Origin of the sequence: Agreia bicolorata (assembly GCF_000938265.1) — a bacterium.
GTDB classification, from domain to species: domain Bacteria; phylum Actinomycetota; class Actinomycetes; order Actinomycetales; family Microbacteriaceae; genus Agreia; species Agreia bicolorata.
Genome location: NZ_JYFC01000006.1, coordinates 109,432 through 125,839, shown reverse-complemented (window position 1 = coordinate 125,839; position 16,408 = coordinate 109,432). Strand labels below are relative to the sequence as shown.

Below are 16,408 nucleotides of genomic sequence, written 5' to 3'. Positions count from 1 at the left end.
GAGCAGAATGGGGAGATGGCCTCCTCCGCGTTCCCTCCCCTCGCCGAACTGCTCGCTGCCGCCCACGTCGTCTCGCTTCCGCTGACCACCCGGTTTCGACGCATCGACACCCGTGAGGCCGTCGTGTTCCGCGGCCCCGAGGGCTCCACGGAGTTCTCTCCCTTCGTGGAATACGGCGACGACGAGGCCGCCACCTGGCTCGCGGCCGCCATCGACTTCGGATGGCGCGCGCAGCCGTCACCCCTGCGCGACCGCGTCCGAGTGAACGCCACGGTTCCCGCGGTGGATGCGTCACGTGTGCCCGAAGTGCTCGGAATGTACGACGGGTGCCGCACGGCGAAGGTGAAGGTCGCGGAGGCCGGGCAGGTGCTCGCCGATGACGTCGCCCGCGTGCGCGCAGTGCGCAAAGAGCTCGGAGCCAAGGGGCGCATCCGCGTCGACGCGAACGGCGGCTGGAACGTCGACGAGGCGGAGCACGCCATCCACTCGCTGGCCGAATTCGACCTCGAATATGTCGAGCAGCCCTGCGCGTCGATCGCCGAGCTCGCCGAGCTGCGCGAGCGCCTGCACGACTGGGACATCCCGATCGCGGCCGACGAAAGCGTGCGCCGGGCATCCGACCCTCTCGAGGTGGCGCGCGCCGGGGCTGCAGATCTCCTCGTGATCAAGGCGCAGCCGCTGGGTGGAGTGCACTCGGCGCTCGACATCGTTCGCGAGGCCGGGCTGCCCGTCGTTGTGTCGAGTGCCCTTGACACCTCTGTCGGCCTGTCGATGGGAGCGTGGCTCGCCGCGAGCATCCCCGCGCTCGACTTCGACTGCGGGCTGGGCACCGCGTCACTGCTTGCGGCGGATGTGACGGCTCGGCCCGTGCGCGCCAACGGCGGCTTCATCGAGGTGGAGCGCGTCGAACTCGACGAGGCCCTGCTGACGCAGCACGCGGCATCCGCCGAGCGCGACGCCTGGTGGCGGGCGCGCCTCGCCCGCTGCTACGAGGTGCTCACGTTTCAGGCGTGACCCGCGTTCGGGCCCGCGCCACAGTTCAGGTGGAACGCACCGCCCGTGCACGAAAATGGCCTTTCAGGCCGGTTTCTCCTGAGCTAGAGCCGACACCCGTGACAGGCTCAATGCCATGACACCAGTTCCGGGCCGCGCTTGGGCAGCATCCTCGGTCTGCGTCTCGCTCGTCCTCTCCGTGATCCTCGGAGGCCTGCCCCTTGTATCGTTCCTGCGCGACGGCGTGCATCTCTACTGCGAGTACTCCGATGTCGGCGAGGCCGCCCCGGGATCGTTTTTCTGTGCCGACGGAATCGGCTACATCGTTCCCGTTGCAACGATCATTCTCGTGTGGGCGCTCGTCAGCGCGCTGGCGATCGTCGCGATGTCGGCCTGGATTCCGCCGGCGCTTCGGCCGCGGCTGGTCAGCCTTCTCTCGCTCGGGCCGGCCGTGTACCTCAGCATTCTCGCGGCTGACGCGACCGGCAGGCTTCGCGCCACCGTGCAGCCGCGGGACTTCTGGTCTGGCCCGATGCTCGCGGTCACGGTGCTGCTGAGCGGATTCGCGGCGGTCGTGCTCGTTCTGCTCGTTGTGCGCGGCTCTCGGTCGCGGCTCGTTCTCTACGTCGTGGGTGGCGTACTGCTGCTCGCCGCCCTCGCAGCGCAGCCCGGAATGCTGGCGGCCACACTGCTCACTATGGGGCTCTTCGGAGCCTCACTCATCCTCGACCGTGCACGCTACGAGCTGCCGTCGGCGCCACAGCTCAGGTAGAACGAACCGCCCGTGCACGAAAAAGCGCTTTCAGGCCGGTTCTTCCTGAATACGAGCGCGCGGTCTACAGACCCGAGTAGGCGTGCAGCCCCTTGAAGAACACGTTCACAACGCCGAAGTTGAACAGCACGGCAGCGAAACCGATCAGCGCAAGCCATGCCGACCGCGATCCACGCCAGCCCTTGGTGGCCCGAGCGTGGATGTACCCCGCGTAGATGACCCAGATGATGAAGGTCCAGACCTCTTTGGTGTCCCAGCCCCAGTAACGCCCCCAGGCACGCTCTGCCCAGACGGCGCCGGCTATGAGGGTGAAGGTCCAGAAGACGAAACCAACGATGTTGATGCGGTAGGCCAGGTTCTCGAGGCGCACGGAGTCCGGCAGTGTGTCGAGCAGTCGGAAGTTCAGGAACTTCGACCCCTTGGCCGCCTCGCGACGGTTCTGCAGCAGCTGGATGCCGGACAGCGCGCCGCCGATGGCGAAGAACGCGGTGCCGAGGCTGGCCACGAAAACGTGGATCACGAGCCACGCCGATTCGAGCGCCGGCGGCAGCGGCACCACGGCGACGTAGTAGTTCACGGTGGAGACACCAAGCAGAATGAGCACCAGCCCGGTGATGAACGTGCCGAGGAAGCGCAGATCTTCGCGAACGAGCACCACGAGGAAGACGGCCATGATGAGCAGTGTTCCCGTGATCGAGAACTCGTACATGTTGGCCCACGGCACCCGCTCGGCCGCGATGCCGCGCAGGATGACCCCGCCCAGCTGCAGCGCAAACCCGAGAATGGTCAAAGCCACGCCGATGCGCAGGGTGACGGAACGCTTCGGGGTTGCGCCGACACCGGCACCAGCGACACCGGATGCGCCAGCGGTAGCGGCGGGCGCATCGACTGCGCCACTTCGGCCAGCCACGGATGCGCCGACGAGCTCGGCGGGTGCGGATGCGGGTGCAGCGGCCACCGCCGCGGCCTTCACCTGCGACGACCGCTTGGCAAGATCGAGCGCGAACGAGATGAACGCGAGCGCGTAGATCGCCATCGCCGAATAGACGAGGAGAATCGAGTACTGTTCCAGCGTTTCCATCACGGATGCAATCCTAAGCTCCCCCGGCTGAATAAACGTCAGCCGACCACGCTAGGGGGTAGCGAGAGATCCACCTTGACGGCCGTCACCAGTCGAAGGCCTCTCGCGTCGTCCCAGTAGCAGGTCTGAAACAGGAGGTCACCGGAGAGGCCCGCGGTGGCTCGGGCCGCATCCTCGCCGGCCCGAGCATCCCGGCTACCGGTGATCTGGTAGTCGCCGTCGAGGTCGGTGCCCGTCACGCTCACGATCTCCCCCATCGTCATGTCGAGCACGATGTCGCCGTGGCAGAAGTTGTGGGCGCCTACGATCGGGGCGATCGCGCCGACATCCATACGAACCCACTGACAAGCATCCAACTCGGTCTGGTGCCCGCGAGCCGTCACCGAGATCGAATAGAGGGGCGTCGGTGCGACCGGCGTCGCAGCCTGCGGCGGCACAGCCGGCACCGGCGAGATGGATGCGATGGGTTGGCCATCCGCCGGATCGATCGCCGCGGAGACCACCGCCGGGGACGCCGCGGCCTGAGCCGCCGCCGGGTCGGTCGCGCCGCCCGCAAGCTGCGCCACAGGCGCGGCGACCGCCGGACCAGCGACCCGGCCCGTCGGTTGAGTCGCAGCATCAACGCGGGCCGACGGCGTCGCGGTGATGCCTCCCCATATACCTGCCGCGAGCGCGGCGCTCGCCAACACGAGCAGCGGCACTCGCACGCGAAGCGCCGCACGCAAGCGAGCTCGGTGAAACGATCGGAACAGCCCGGCGGAAGAACCAGCGCCGCCACGCGGCCGTTCGCTTATGCGCACCTCGGTCATGAACCGTCCCGGTCTGTGCGGATCCTGCTGCGGACCGGTTGCGAGATGTAACTCCTCAGGATCGGCCGGATCGGCCGGCCCTCGCCCCGAAGTTTGAGTGGTCCCGCAACCTCGGCCAGTAGGTCATCGGTGATCCGACGCGGCGAAAGGGGAGGCGGCATTCGCTGGTGCGGAGGGCCATCACCCGGCGGAACGACCATTCCATCGTGGAGCGCGGCGAGAACACTCGCTGCGTTGCGGTCTCGCAGGCGCACCGTCGTGAAGTATCGGAGCGCGATGAGTCGGGGTGCCCCATCTACATTCATTGCCCACGCGTGCATGGGCGCCGAGTGGGCCCGCACCCGCAGAACCTCGATGTCGTCCACCCTCGCCATGGTCGTGATCGCGCTGCGCTCTGCGGAAATCTCGTTGCTGAACAGTTCCGCACTCGATGCGATGGATCGGCCGTTCCCCGCAAAGACCGTCCACGTGAAGATGGGTCCGCTGAGCGGTCGGCCACCCGACGAATGCTGCGCGGAGAGCGGGGAGTTGCGCGAGAGCGGCGACAGGATGCGACGGCGCCGCTCGAGGAAGTCCTTGAGCGCCTGCGAATCCGCGCTTTCGAAAACATCGATCGAAATGGCCGTGCGGTGGACCGGCTTGGCCTTGCCCGAATCACCCATCGCCGTTGTGATCCTGCTGCGCCGCCGGCGAGGTGGGCGAGAACGTTGTCGGCTTCGATGTCGGGGCGGAGGTAGGGGACGGCGGCGTCTTGGTCGGCAAAGCTGTCGTCGGCGTCGTCGTGGGCACGCCGTCAGCCGCACGCGGTGTGTACTCCGCCACGACCAGCGTGACGATCGTGCCGAGGGGCACGCTGGAGCCTTCGCCAGGGATGACCTCGATGACAACCCCGGTGGCGACGTCGCTGCTCGGTCGGCTGAGCAACTGCGGCGCCAGGCCTGCGGCCGCAAGTTGTTGGGATGCCGCGACGCCCGCCTGCCCGGGGAGACCCGACGGCACACGCTGATTGCCGCTCGCCACCACGATGTCGACGACCACCCCCGCGGAAACCAACGTGCCGAAGGGTGGATCGCTGTCGAGCACGGAACCTGCAGCCGCAAGGCCGTCCCGCTGCACGATCTCCCCGGCCACAAGACCGGAGGCGGCAAGCGCCTCCTGGGCAGACGCCAGAGAGAGTGCCTGCAACTGCGGCACGGAGCGGGCATCGGGTCCGCTGGAGATCACGAGCGTCACCGAGTGCCCGACCGGCACCTGAATGCCGGCCGCCGGCTCGGTCGCCGAGACGAGACCGGCCGGCACGATGGCGTCCGGCCGCTGCATCTGGCCTCCGAGCGAGAGTCCCACCGAACCGAGCAGCGTTGTTGCGGCGCCGAGTTCCTGCCCGGCCACAGACGGGATGGTGATCGACGCCGATGAGGCCTGGGTCTCAGACTGGCTGATCCCCCACCCGATCCCGGCCACAATGAGCACAACGAGAGTGAGAGCCGCGAACATCCGCCCACCGGGCGACGATCGACGACCACGGCTCGATCCTGCCGAACGGGCTCGGCGCGTGCGCTTCACGCGTTTGACCGGCAGGTAGGTCAACCGTTCCGTGGCCGGTGCCGGCTCGACCCGTGCCGTCGGGGCGAAAGGCAGAACCATCGTGGGGGGCGAAACCTCGCTATCACCACCGCTCTCGCCGAGGTGATCGAGCGACTTCGCCGAGCGGACCCAGCGCAACTGCTCGCCCACCACGGCGAAGGAGTGCTGGCGATCCGCCGGTTTCTCACTCATCGCCTGTTCAGCGATGCGGGCGAGCGCCGCGGTCCGCGCGACGTCGCTGTCAACGCCACCCGGGGCTCGCTCGACGTGCAGCAGCAACGCGGCCAGCACGCATCCGAAGCCGTAGATATCGCTGCGGCGGGTCGGCGCACGACCGGCCTGCTGCTCGGGTGACGGGTACTCGACCTGCTCGGTGAACGCCTGCCACATGTGCTGGGTCACCGCCGGATTCGACAAGACCGCCAGATCGGCCGCCTGCGGTCCGAAACCTGTCACGCACGCACGCAGGCTGCCGTCTGGGCATGTCTGCAGCAGCACCGTCGAAGGTCCGAGGTTGCCGTGCACGACGCCGTCGCCATGGGCGCTCTGCATGGCCTGAACCAGCTGCTCGGCGATATCGAGCATGCCCGCTCCCCACCGCTCTGCCTGCTGTGGTGTGGGCGAGAACTCGTCGACGTTAGGCGCGTCGACTGCCTCGCCGACCGCCCAGCGCACAGGCACATCGCCGAACGTGCCAGATCCGGCGTCGTACACGGCGACGATGCCGGGATGCGACAGCTCAGACGTCACCGAGATGATCGCCGAGAAAAGTCCGACGCTGGCCTCGTCTTCGGCCAGCTCCTGGCGCAGAAACGTGACCGTGACATCGCGATCGAGTTGAGTGTCGCGGCCTCGATGCCTCAGAACAAGGGCCGTACTCGTCAGAACAGGACCGATCTCGTAGCGGCCCGCGAGCAGTTCCGCCATTACGCCTGCCCGGGGTCGAGCTGAGCGTAGACGACGAAATTCTGGCTCGACGAGGTGCCGCCGTTGTACTGAAAACAGGTCACGACCACGAGACGACCAGGCACCTGCTCCCACAGCTTCGTCTGCTGCTCGACACTCGTCTTGTCGTAGAGCTCGGTGGATTCGATCGTGTAGGAGACGTCGCCCTCAGGAGTCGTGATCACGATCGACTCGCCGGGCGAGACCGCCCCCGCAGACTGCGGAACGTCGAGCAACGGGTTGAAGACGGCCGAGCCGTCTCGGTAGGTATGCCCCGCGAGGTACGTCGTGTTGGTGCTGGCGGGCCCGGCCACGCCGTAGTCAGAGATCCAGTACGCGCGATAGGGCCCCGGCGGGTCGAGCTCGCGACTCTCCGGCACGCCCATGGCACGCACATCGGCGTCGAGGCCCACGGCCTGTATCTGGATGCGCAGGGGCTGCCCCGGGATCGGATCCGGTGCGACGCCCCCGTTCTGCTGCTCGACGAGCTGCTCCGCCGCCGCGTCTTCGGCGACAGCGGCAGCCTGCTCATCGACCGGAGGGGACACGGCCTCCATGAGAGGTACGACCGTGGGCGATCCGGTAGCAACGAGCACCCCGAGCACCAGAGCTGACGCGACACACAGGCCGGCGAAGGCGAGGAGGCCCGCACCGACGACACGCGAACGAAGCGACCGACGCGCACGACTCGTCCGGGGCCGCACCCGCCGGCCATCAGGCCGATTCACGGGCCGATAGCTGCTGCGCCTCTTCGGGGGCGTCTCCTGGAACAGCGTCATCAGCCGGCGAGCTGCGCGTACTCGGCAGACTGCGTTCGCACCGCGCTGACGTAGTCGTCGTTGTTGTTGTAGGCCCGCACCGCGGCAGTCCACCCGGCATCGGTCGAGAGGTCCTGACCCGCGGTGCAGAGATACACCGCGGCCGTCAAGGCGGCATCGTCGATCTGATTCGGGTCGGCCACACCGTCTCCCGATGCATCGACGCCGTATGCCGCCCAGGTCGATGGGATGAACTGGAACGGCCCTACGGCGCGATCCCATTGGCTGTCACCGTCGAGCACTCCTCGGTCTGTGTCGGGGACCGCGTCGAAGTCCACACCGTCGAGAACGGGGCCCAGGATGCTACCGATCAGCTGGCCATCCGGACCGATGGAGGCGCCGCCGTGCGTGCCGTGTCCGGACTCGACCATGCCGATGGCCGCCAGGGTGTTCCACCCCAGCTGGCAGTCGGGTCGGGCGGTATCGATGGTGTTCGCGGCCGACGCGTACGCCTGGAGCGCCCGCGCAGGAATCCCGGCGGTCGCTCCTATCGAGAGCATCCACTGCCCGTCGATCGTCACCTGTTGACCGCTATCACCTCCCTCGATACCTACCTGCTTGGGAAGAACTGTGACCGACGCGCCGAGAGGAACTTGTTCCGCCACAGGCAGTCCGACCATTTGGGCGGGCCGAGGCATGGCCGCCACATAGCCCACTCCGCCGACGACGAGAAAAGCCGCCAGGGCGAAGCCAAAGATCGCACGAATCGACATGGCCTAGCCGAACCGTCCGTTGACATAGTCGAATGTGCGCTCATCCTGCGGATTATTGAACATCGCACCGGTATCTCCGTGCTCCACAATCACACCCGGTGTGTTCTGGGCAGCCAAGAAGAACGCACATTCGTCGGAGACCCGCGCGGCCTGCTGCATGTTATGCGTCACGATCACGATGGTCATCTGACCGCGGAGTTGCGCGATGGTCTCCTCCACGCGTCGCGTCGACGTCGGGTCGAGTGCCGAGCAGGGTTCGTCCATGAGCAAGACTCGCGGAGCCACGGCGAGGGCGCGGGCGATGCAGAGCCTTTGCTGTTGCCCGCCAGACAACCCACCACCCGGCTGCTCGAGCCGATCCTTGACCTCATCCCACAATGACGCTTTGCGCAGACTGTCCTCGACGAGCTGATCCTTCTGCTCACGGTTCGCCCGAACGCCAGTGAGATTCAGCGCCGCGATCGTGTTCTCGTAGATCGACATCGCCGGGAAAGGATTGGGCTTCTGAAAGATCATGCCGACCTGACGTCTCGCCCACGTCAGCCTCTGGCTGCGCTCGTAGAGATCGCTGCCGTCGAGACGCACCTCCCCGGAGAGCGACGCCGACGGCACCATCTCATGCATTCGATTGAGGATGCGGAGGAAGGTGGACTTGCCGCACCCCGAAGGACCGATAAGTGCGGTTACTTTGCCGGTCTCCATCGTCAGTGATACTCGGTCGAGCACCTTGTGCGTGCCGAACCACGCAGTGATCGAGTCGGCCACGAGTTCACCGGCGGAGGTTTCGCCGAACAGTTCTCGCCTCACATCGAAGCCACCGTTCGCCGACAAACCGCTCGGAGAATCGATGTCGGGAAGAATTATGTCCGTTTGCACGGTGGGAGCCGCGGACTCGTTGTCGGTCGCGCGCGCGTACCGCCCCGGCTGCTGCCGGCGGCTGAAAGGAAGAGTGATCATACGAATAACGCGGCTTTCTTGTTGAAAAACTGTGGTTTCAGAGCAGATTCGGCAGGAGCCATTGATTGATAGCCGTGGCTGAGAGCAGCCCGACGGCGATGATCGCCGGGGCCCCGACGATCCAGGTTTGCCAGCGACCCCATCGACGCCACAGCCAGGAGACGCCGATCGCTACGCCGACCAGCAGCTCGAGCAACAGAACGAGCGCGAAGAGGTTGCTCGTATCCGTTCCCATAGCGGCCTCCGAAGAGGGCAGGGCGCCCGTCGGAAACGCGACGGAAGGGTGGTCGAACGCATCGGTCACCAGCTTGGCGTCGACTCGATATACCTCGGTAGGCATAAAGGGTGCTCCAGAGGCAGTGGTGAGGGTCAACCGTCCTTCGCGGGCAGCCGGCGCGGATGGTGCCTGATCGCCCGGACGACGGGCCGAGATCACCTCGTAGGTGCAGGACCCCTGTGTCACCGTCACGGAGAACTTGTCGCCCGGCACAAGCTTTGTGAAGGCCTGGCCGACTCCTCCATAGGCTCCGGAGCGCGCCATGAGAACGCTCGTGCCCACTTGGCACGGCAGTACCGTGTCTCGGCGATGCCCGATGCCCTCCATGGTCTGTGCTGCCGAAGTACCCTCGACCATCACCTCGTGGCCGATACCGATGATGGGCGCGTACAGCACCCCCAGTGCGGTTCCCGGTTCCACGAGGGTGCCGTCCGGATTCACCGGCCCCGTCGGTGCTGATCCCTCGGCGAGGGCCAGCCGGATGTCCTGGTAGAGCCGGTTCTGGCTCGCGTAATGCTGCACGGGAGAAACCAGCACGAGGTTGGCCAGCAGCGCGAGGATCGTGACAGACACCATCACCAGCATGAGAGAGAGAAATCTCTCCAGGGCCGGGGCCGCGATTTTCGCCGGTCGTGACGCGGCCGGACTCGGTTTTCTGGGCGGCATGTGCTCCGCAAACACTCCCCCTGGTGGAGGTACGTTGTCTGCCGCGGAGTCAGGCCGCTCCGTCACGATGGTCATATGCGTTTCCGTGGGGCCTTGGAGAGCACACGCGAGACGAGTGCCGGCGCCACGAGGAAGAGTGCGAGAAGCCCCCCGACGAGAACCATCAGGGTCTGCGGTCCGGCCCACCCCTGCTGACCAGGAATAACGGTCGAGACGGGTGTCACCTTGCCGCCCGCCACCGTATTTGCGGTTCCTTCGACACAGACGCCGGTGTCGGAATCACACACTTTGGTGGACGCGGCTGCTGCCGTGCTATCTGCCGCGGCTGCCCCCGCGCCAGCGCCCCCGGCGGCGGCCGGCGCGCCGGCATCGAAGGTCGGACCCGAGGCAGCGACGCCGGCGCTTGCGAGGCGCCACGGTGCCTGGCACGCCTCGTCGCAGCCCGCCGGGAATGGTGCCTTATCGACGAGAACGTTGTGCGATGGGTTGTCCCCCGGCTGGAAGGTCGGGTTGTTGCACGGGTTTCCTCCATCCGCGCCGAGGGCGGAGTTCGCCACCGCATCCAATTTGGCCGTGGTCGGCGCATCAAGCCCCGGAATTTTCCGAATCTCCGTCATCGCTGCGAGAACGAGATTCATCGGCAGCGGCGAGTACCCCAGGGTTCCCATCGTCTGCTGTCCCTCGCACAGCGAGTACTGGGTGAAGTAGCCGAGCGTGGCACCGTGCGACTCGTCGAACTGGTTCGTCGTCTGCGTCGGCACCATGAAGTAGGAATAGGACGAGAGCGCATAGCTGCGCGGATCTTGATAGGCATATACGTTCGACAAGTCCTGCGCAAGGTAATTCTCTGAGTTCGGGTCGCTGTTGATAACTGCCTGGGTCAGTCCGACCGCCACCGCCGTGTCGGTCGGTGTCGTGTAGAAACCGGCGGCGTTCTTCAGATTCGCCACGGGAAACCCTGCCTGCTGCGCGTATGCGAACTCGTCGTAATTGATCGTGCCAGAGGTCTGCACGGTGTACTTCGTCACGCCGTCCGAGCCGCTCTGGGCCACGAAGTTGGCTTTGTTCTGAGCAGGAAAGTAGCTCGTGGCGTGAGTGCCGTCGCACTCCCCGCTCACCGAGCACAACTGCTGATACGCAGCCGGAAACTGGCGAAGCATCCAGAGGGTGAATTGTGCCGTTGCACCCGATCCTTCTGATCGCACGACCACCGTGATGGGCTGCGCAGGCAGGTTCACGCCGGGATTGTCAGCCGCGATCGCCGGGTCATTCCACTGGGTGATCGTGCCGGAGAAAATGCCCGCTGCAGCCTGCTGCGAGAGATTGAGGTCTCGAAACTGCTGCCCGTTCACCTCGAGGTTGTACATAAAACTGGTGCCGCCGGCGACCATAGGCATCATGGTGAAATTGAAATCCGGATAGCTGTCGTCGCGCTTGTCGGCGGTGTCACCGCGATAAGGGATCTCAGACACGGCGAACTTGGCATCGATTCTGCCAGCGAAGTTCTTTCGCCCTTGCGACGAGCCGCTGGGAACGTAGTCGACGGTAACTCCCTGGGACTTTACGTCTGCCTGCCACTGCTGCACGGCCAGCGCCGCCCAGCTCGAGCCTTCGCCGGAGATGCGCTGGTAGCTGGCGGCCGCGGCCGGCAATGCCCCGCCGGCGATGAGGCCGAACACGAGAGTGACTCCGAGGGCACGGCTGAGGGCGCGCAAACGTGGGCGGATCATATTTTGTCTCCGGTGCTCTGCTGGGATGGCGATTGTGGATGCGGGTCGGGTTCAGCATGTGCTGGCGCAGGCTCGCCGCCGGGTGGTGAGATGGTCCGGTCGGCGGCTGCCCGTTGGCTGTTGCGAGCCATCCGAGCCGCCGTGGCCCGAGAGCGCTGGCCGAGCTTCGCTCGCTGAACGGGCGTGAGCTTGCCGGGTTCTTGTCCACCGATCTTCCGAGCGATCAAGAACAGAACGAGCACCAGAACGAGCAGCACTGCGGCGGTGGCGAAGCCTCTGGCCTTCATCGTGTTCTGCGAGTTCTTGACGAACTCGAGGGCGGCCAGTGGAAGCGAGGTCATCGGCCCGCTGAACGGGTTGATGTTGAGGTTGGACGTGACTCCCGCGGTGAGAAGAACCGGCGCGGTCTCACCGATTCCGTGGGCCGTTGCCAGGATTATCGCCGTGGTCAGTCCGGAGCGGACTGTGGGCAGGACGACCCTCCAGACAACGGACCACTGGCTCGCACCCAGAGCAAGTCCGGCCTCCCGCAGGTTTCCCGGCACCAGGCGCAGCACCACATCGGAGGAACGAATCATGATCGGCAGCATGAGCACGGTGATGGCGAGGGACGCCGCGAACCCGTTGAATTCGTGGGTGATCCCAACGATGATGGCCGCGTAAATGAAGAGTCCGGCGACGACCGAGGGCAGAGCGGTCATGGCTTCGACGATCGTGCGTACAAAACGGGCGAACTTGCCCCGCACCTCGGCGAGAAAGAGAGCGGTCGTGATTCCCAACGGAACGGTGATCGCCAGGGCGACGCCGATCTGTATGAGGGTTCCGACGATGGCGTGCAGAATGCCGCCGTCCTTCAGCGCCGCCAAGGGCCCGACCCCTCCCATATCGAGGGTCAAGAAATGAAAGCGTTCCCAGATCGCCTGACCGCTGCTCGGGTCGAAGGCCTGCGCGAATACCTCCTGGCCGCTCAGCAGCGTGAATCCGATGACCAAGCCGAGGGTTGCCACGACGACAACTCCGGCAGACGAAAGCATCACCGTCCAGAACCGATCTCGCACTGCGGGTCCACGATCACGCAGGAACACGAGGGTGGTGTATATCGCCACGAACCAGAGGTACGAGACGAAGAACATCCAGCCAACAGGAACAACGCCGAGCACGAGGCTCAGCACCACTCCCACTGACAGCCCAGAGACCGCGGCACCTGCGATCGTCAAGACGTCGTCCCGCGAAATTCCGACGACAACTTTCGGCGGTTCTTCCGGCTCCTCAGCCAGTGCGAGCCTTGGCAGAGTGGTGGAGGGCGCGGCGACCGGCTCGGAGAACTCCTCTAGGCGAAGGCTCTCGTCCAGTTCGATGATCGATTCGTGGGGAGACCGCACGTCGTGGTCGATGCTCACGCTTAGCCCTCGCTTTCTGCGCCGGATCGCGAACGGGCAATGACGGTGGATGCGGTGAAGTTGATCACCATGGTCAAGACGAACAGTGCGAGACCGGCCGCCATCAGCGCGCTCATCGAGAAGGAATTCGCCTCGCCGTAGCGCAGCGCTATGTGCGCAGCGATCGAGTTGGCACCCCTCTGCAGGATGTGCGGATTGATATCGAAGATGGGACTGATGATCAGGTAGATGGCGATCGTTTCGCCGAGCGCCCGCCCGAGCCCCAGCATCGTTCCCCCGATAACACCGCCCTTCCCGAAGGGCAGCACGACCGAGCGGATCATTCCCCATCGCGTGGCACCGAGCGCGTATGCGCCTTCACGCTCGCCGATGGGTGCCCGAGAAAACGATTCGATCATCAGGCTGCTCATGATGGGGATCACCATCATGGCGACCACGAGACCGGCGATGAAGGTCGAGCTCGTGAAGAGAGAGGTGTTCGGTAGCGGATTCGTTGGGTCCACGCCGTCGACCGCGAAGATGGGGATCCAGCCGAACCACGTCGAGAGCCAGCGCGAAAACGGCACAATGGCGGGCTGCAGAAAGGCCAGCCCCCAAAGACCGAACACGACTGAGGGAACTGCCGCCATCAGGTCGATGACCGAGCGCATGAACCGCTGAAAACCACCTGCGGTGATTTCTGTGATGAACAGCGACATACCGAGCGCCAGTGGCAGCGAGATGACAATCGCCACCAAGGCGATCAGCACCGTTCCCGTGAGAAGAGCCGCGACGCCGAACCTGTTGGTCTCGGGCGACCAGGCGGTTTCGGTGACGAACTCCACAATTCCGACCGCAGAAACCGCCTGGACAGCGTTGATGGTCAGGTATAGACCCACGAGCACCATGATGGTCAGAACAATCAGGCCACCACCCCGTGCAACCCCTCGGAAAGTTCTGTCCGCCCGCTCGATGACGTACTTCAGCGCGCGAGGGGCCGCCGCGTCGCTGCCATCCTCCGGATAAGACGGCTGCGCAGTAAGCCGAGGAGCGATTGCGGTTGTCTCGGTCATTCGTCGAGCGCCTTTCTGCGCCGGGCGAGCAAGGGGGCGAAGAGCCCTGCTCCCAGAGCCGCCGCCAGTCCTCCGACCAGGCCGAATTGGGGAAATCCCACCTCGGTTATCGGCGTGATACCACCGGCAACCGGTGCCGCGGTCGAAGCGGGTGACGGCGTCGTCGGGGCGGCCACGCTCGCAGCGGGGGGCGCCACGGTCTTGGGCACGACCGGGCCGGCCGTAACGGCCGCTGGTTTCGCTGCGGTGGCCGCCGCCGGCTTCGTGGTAGCTGCCGGCTGGAATGACCTCAGAGCCGCCACCGAGGCCGCCGCATCAGCCGACAGGGTGGCTGTCAGGGGAGCGAAGCCCGGCTTGAGCTGGCCCGTCTGCTGCCCTGGCGTCTGACCGGTGGTGGTGATGAAGTCGAGCATGCCCGCGTAGGCGGCGGCCTGGGTTGTGGTCAGCTTCGCCGTACCCGCAGCCGCGTAAACAACGTTGGTCAGAGGGTACGCTCCGCCGGCGTAGTCGGGCACAGCGGGGGCGGTGCGTACGGCGCCGGGCGCGGCCTGCCCGAAGGCGTCGACCGCCTTCTGAAGCGATTGGCTCGTCGCGCCAACACAGTGGGTGCCCGCGTCGTCGCAGAGCGTCGCGGTGGGCAATTGGTAGCGTGCCGCGTTCGCCGAGTCGGTCACAACGATGGTGGTGCGGGTGCCCTGGGTGGCGGTCAGGTCTACCGTGGGCTTCCATCGCGATGGGAAGCAGCCACCGTCGAGGTTCGTGCACCAGCTGCCTCGCGACGGCTGCGAGCGAAAGCCAACGCGGGCTGTAGCCGCCTGGTCGGCGTAGCTCGGGTACAGGTCGACCATAGTGGCGGGGCCCACGTAGCTCTCGGGCGAGTCGGGTGACCCCACGGGGGTCGACTCCGCGAAGAGAGACTGCGGGTACGCCGACGCTGAGGGCGGGTAACTTGCGGCCTTATCTCGCGCGAATCCGGTCGGCGTGACGGTCGCGTCGCGTTTCGCCGCGGCGGCGACCTCTAGCCTGGCCGCGTCTGCCTGGCAGCCGTCGTAGCTGCGTGTCGAGTACCACGGATTGACGGTTATGCCGTCGGCGTCCGGGCAGCCGTTCAGAAAGCTCTTGCCGTCGGCGTCCCCCAGAATCCAGGCCCAGAGCCTCGCGGCTGCGTCAGACTTGAGGCCCTCAGTTTCGAGGCGGGTGAGCGCGCTGGCCCGAGTGTAAGGAACGTGGTATTTCAGCTGTGGGTTCAGGGCCAAGAACTCAGGATCGAGCTCGAGTTTCATGCCGTTGATCGCCCACGGCGCCTTCTGGCCGATGTCGGTTCCGGGGGGAGAGTCGACCTGGTAGGTCTGAGTGAGCAGCTTGGCCACCAACCGCGCGTTGAGTCGCAGATCAGTGATCGGCTGCCCTGCCTTCGCCCACTCGGCTTCTGCCGTTGCGCGATCCGGGTAGCCGCAGTGCTCGACCGTTTCACCGTCGTAGAAGCCGCATGGCCGGTAGTCGATGGTCAGTCCGATCACGGTTCCCGCCACGGCCGAAGGGGTATAGATCGCCGCCGTGCTCGCCGAAGCGGCCTGAGAGGTGAAGATGAAATCGTTCGCGCCGGATTCAAGTTGGCGTCGCGCCTGGTCGTCACTCAGCTGGGTGTAGCCTGTGGCGATCTTCGCCTGGCCGCAGAGGCCAGGAACCCAGCTCGACATCGCGTAGGTCGCCAGCTCTGATCCGGCCGCCAGAATGCGGCTATTGCCACCCTCGCAGCCCGAAGCCACGTCTTGAAATCCGAGCCGCACCTGCATGCGCTGCGCCCAAAGGGAGGGGGTGAGCCCCGAGGGCCAGCCGTTGCTCGCCCCGAAACGGTTGGCGACGGACGAGATGATCGGAACGGCGACGAGCCAGCAATTCTGCGAACTCGGCGCGTCCGGCTGCAGGCCGCATGCGAGGTCGGGTGCTTCGATGCCCGTCTGCACCTCGAACGTGCGCGATGCTGTTCCATCTGCGTTCGACGAGACGAGCCTCGGAATCTCGTTCGTGGTCGCTCGATTGAGGTGGGCGTCGATCTCTTCGGCACCCGCTTCGACACCGGCCGCGGTGAGGAACGGCATAACCTGCTGGTCGGCAAGTTCACCCGTCTTCACAAGGGGATCCCTATTGATCGTGCGGTAGTCCGGGCTGTCGATCGGTCTGTCAGTGCCTACGCCTGTCTGACACGTGCGAGGGTCGGGGTTCGTGGCCGCAGGGTCGGGTTTTCCATCTAGTGGCGCCCCCCAGCATTGGAAGACTTGCAGGTAGACCCCTGCGGCATTCACCCCATCGAAGCCGGGCAGGCCGGTCACGTCCAGGGTCACCGCCTGGTTCACCAAGTTGGTGGTTTGAGAAACCGTCATAGAGAGACCGCCGAGCGGGCTCTCGGGGTTAAAGGTCTGAGCGTAGGCCTCGTTGACCTGAGGGCGCACATCGTCATAGGTCTTGCCTCCCGTGAACGGGAGCACCTGGCTCGCGTCCCGCGGCACGATACTCGTGCCTGGATTTCCGTCCGCATTCCAGTGCACGGTCACGGACGAATCGGAGCCGACGGTCCCCTGTGGCCCCCAGGCAAGAGGTTCAGCTGGCG

General features: G+C 65.7%; 14 protein-coding genes. 2 read left to right on the top strand and 12 right to left on the bottom strand.

What is annotated here, in order from left to right; all coding sequences use genetic code 11:
* Positions 1 to 15 precede the first annotated feature (15 nt).
* Together TZ00_RS13755 and TZ00_RS13750 are read left to right on the top strand one after the other, a co-directional pair.
* On the top strand, positions 16 to 1,014 hold the full coding sequence (locus TZ00_RS13755) for an o-succinylbenzoate synthase (RefSeq protein ID WP_044442532.1): 999 nt from the start codon (positions 16 to 18) through the stop codon (positions 1,012 to 1,014).
* A 115-nt stretch (positions 1,015 to 1,129) separates the two neighbouring features.
* Positions 1,130 to 1,765 (top strand): hypothetical protein, encoded by a 636-nt coding sequence (locus TZ00_RS13750; protein ID WP_044442531.1) that lies wholly within the window; start codon positions 1,130 to 1,132, stop codon positions 1,763 to 1,765.
* Between the two features lie 64 nt (positions 1,766 to 1,829).
* Here TZ00_RS13750 and ccsB read toward each other — a convergent pair whose 3' ends face one another.
* The 12 genes from ccsB to TZ00_RS13690 all read right to left on the bottom strand — a co-directional run bounded on the left by ccsB (position 1,830) and on the right by TZ00_RS13690 (position 16,352).
* Positions 1,830 to 2,846: a c-type cytochrome biogenesis protein CcsB gene (gene ccsB, locus TZ00_RS13745; RefSeq protein WP_044442530.1), complete on the bottom strand. Its 1,017-nt coding sequence runs from the start codon at positions 2,844 to 2,846 to the stop codon at positions 1,830 to 1,832.
* A gap of 38 nt (positions 2,847 to 2,884) precedes the next feature.
* The gene (locus TZ00_RS19780; protein WP_152631206.1) at positions 2,885 to 3,553 is read right to left on the bottom strand and encodes a hypothetical protein; all 669 of its coding nucleotides are present in this window, start codon (positions 3,551 to 3,553) and stop codon (positions 2,885 to 2,887) included.
* A 98-nt stretch (positions 3,554 to 3,651) separates the two neighbouring features.
* Positions 3,652 to 4,317: a hypothetical protein gene (locus TZ00_RS13735; protein WP_044442528.1), complete on the bottom strand. Its 666-nt coding sequence runs from the start codon at positions 4,315 to 4,317 to the stop codon at positions 3,652 to 3,654.
* Positions 4,310 to 6,166, bottom strand: coding sequence for a PASTA domain-containing protein (locus TZ00_RS13730; protein WP_044442526.1), 1,857 nt, complete (start codon positions 6,164 to 6,166; stop codon positions 4,310 to 4,312). Before TZ00_RS13730 ends, TZ00_RS13735 begins: the two co-directional genes overlap by 8 nt.
* Complete coding sequence (locus TZ00_RS13725) at positions 6,166 to 6,912, bottom strand: class F sortase (protein WP_161793776.1); 747 nt, start codon at positions 6,910 to 6,912, stop codon at positions 6,166 to 6,168. The genes TZ00_RS13730 and TZ00_RS13725 overlap by 1 nt, the downstream gene beginning before the upstream one ends.
* Positions 6,913 to 6,962: 50 nt before the next feature.
* Positions 6,963 to 7,715: a lytic transglycosylase domain-containing protein gene (locus tag TZ00_RS13720; RefSeq protein WP_052521588.1), complete on the bottom strand. Its 753-nt coding sequence runs from the start codon at positions 7,713 to 7,715 to the stop codon at positions 6,963 to 6,965.
* Between the two features lie 3 nt (positions 7,716 to 7,718).
* Positions 7,719 to 8,480: a phosphate ABC transporter ATP-binding protein gene (locus tag TZ00_RS13715; RefSeq protein ID WP_238579692.1), complete on the bottom strand. Its 762-nt coding sequence runs from the start codon at positions 8,478 to 8,480 to the stop codon at positions 7,719 to 7,721.
* 229 nt (positions 8,481 to 8,709) lie between these two features.
* A complete protein-coding gene (locus TZ00_RS13710; protein WP_161793775.1) occupies positions 8,710 to 9,522 on the bottom strand; it encodes a sortase in 813 nt (270 codons plus the stop codon).
* Positions 9,523 to 9,686: 164 nt separating this feature from the next.
* Complete coding sequence (locus tag TZ00_RS13705; RefSeq protein WP_052521586.1) at positions 9,687 to 11,345, bottom strand: substrate-binding domain-containing protein; 1,659 nt, start codon at positions 11,343 to 11,345, stop codon at positions 9,687 to 9,689.
* Complete coding sequence (locus tag TZ00_RS13700; RefSeq protein ID WP_202965858.1) at positions 11,342 to 12,745, bottom strand: PstA family ABC transporter permease; 1,404 nt, start codon at positions 12,743 to 12,745, stop codon at positions 11,342 to 11,344. Before TZ00_RS13700 ends, TZ00_RS13705 begins: the two co-directional genes overlap by 4 nt.
* A gap of 2 nt (positions 12,746 to 12,747) precedes the next feature.
* Positions 12,748 to 13,797 carry a phosphate ABC transporter permease subunit PstC gene (gene pstC / locus TZ00_RS13695; RefSeq protein ID WP_052521585.1) on the bottom strand — a complete coding sequence of 350 codons (1,050 nt, stop codon included), beginning with the start codon at positions 13,795 to 13,797 and terminating at the stop codon, positions 12,748 to 12,750.
* Complete coding sequence (locus TZ00_RS13690; RefSeq protein ID WP_044442523.1) at positions 13,794 to 16,352, bottom strand: hypothetical protein; 2,559 nt, start codon at positions 16,350 to 16,352, stop codon at positions 13,794 to 13,796. The genes pstC and TZ00_RS13690 overlap by 4 nt, the downstream gene beginning before the upstream one ends.
* Positions 16,353 to 16,408: the final 56 nt, after the last annotated feature.

What these genes read in the sequence shown, in the direction of transcription:
- TZ00_RS13755 (WP_044442532.1), top strand. Translation starts at nt 16, where the DNA reads ATGGCCTCCTCCGCGTTCCCTCCCCTCGCCGAACTGCTCGCTGCCGCC.
- TZ00_RS13750 (WP_044442531.1), top strand. Translation starts at nt 1,130, where the DNA reads ATGACACCAGTTCCGGGCCGCGCTTGGGCAGCATCCTCGGTCTGCGTC.
- ccsB (WP_044442530.1), bottom strand. Translation starts at nt 2,846, where the DNA reads ATGGAAACGCTGGAACAGTACTCGATTCTCCTCGTCTATTCGGCGATG.
- TZ00_RS13735 (WP_044442528.1), bottom strand. Translation starts at nt 4,317, where the DNA reads ATGGGTGATTCGGGCAAGGCCAAGCCGGTCCACCGCACGGCCATTTCG.
- TZ00_RS13730 (WP_044442526.1), bottom strand. Translation starts at nt 6,166, where the DNA reads ATGGCGGAACTGCTCGCGGGCCGCTACGAGATCGGTCCTGTTCTGACG.
- TZ00_RS13720 (WP_052521588.1), bottom strand. Translation starts at nt 7,715, where the DNA reads ATGTCGATTCGTGCGATCTTTGGCTTCGCCCTGGCGGCTTTTCTCGTC.
- TZ00_RS13705 (WP_052521586.1), bottom strand. Translation starts at nt 11,345, where the DNA reads ATGATCCGCCCACGTTTGCGCGCCCTCAGCCGTGCCCTCGGAGTCACT.
- pstC (WP_052521585.1), bottom strand. Translation starts at nt 13,797, where the DNA reads ATGACCGAGACAACCGCAATCGCTCCTCGGCTTACTGCGCAGCCGTCT.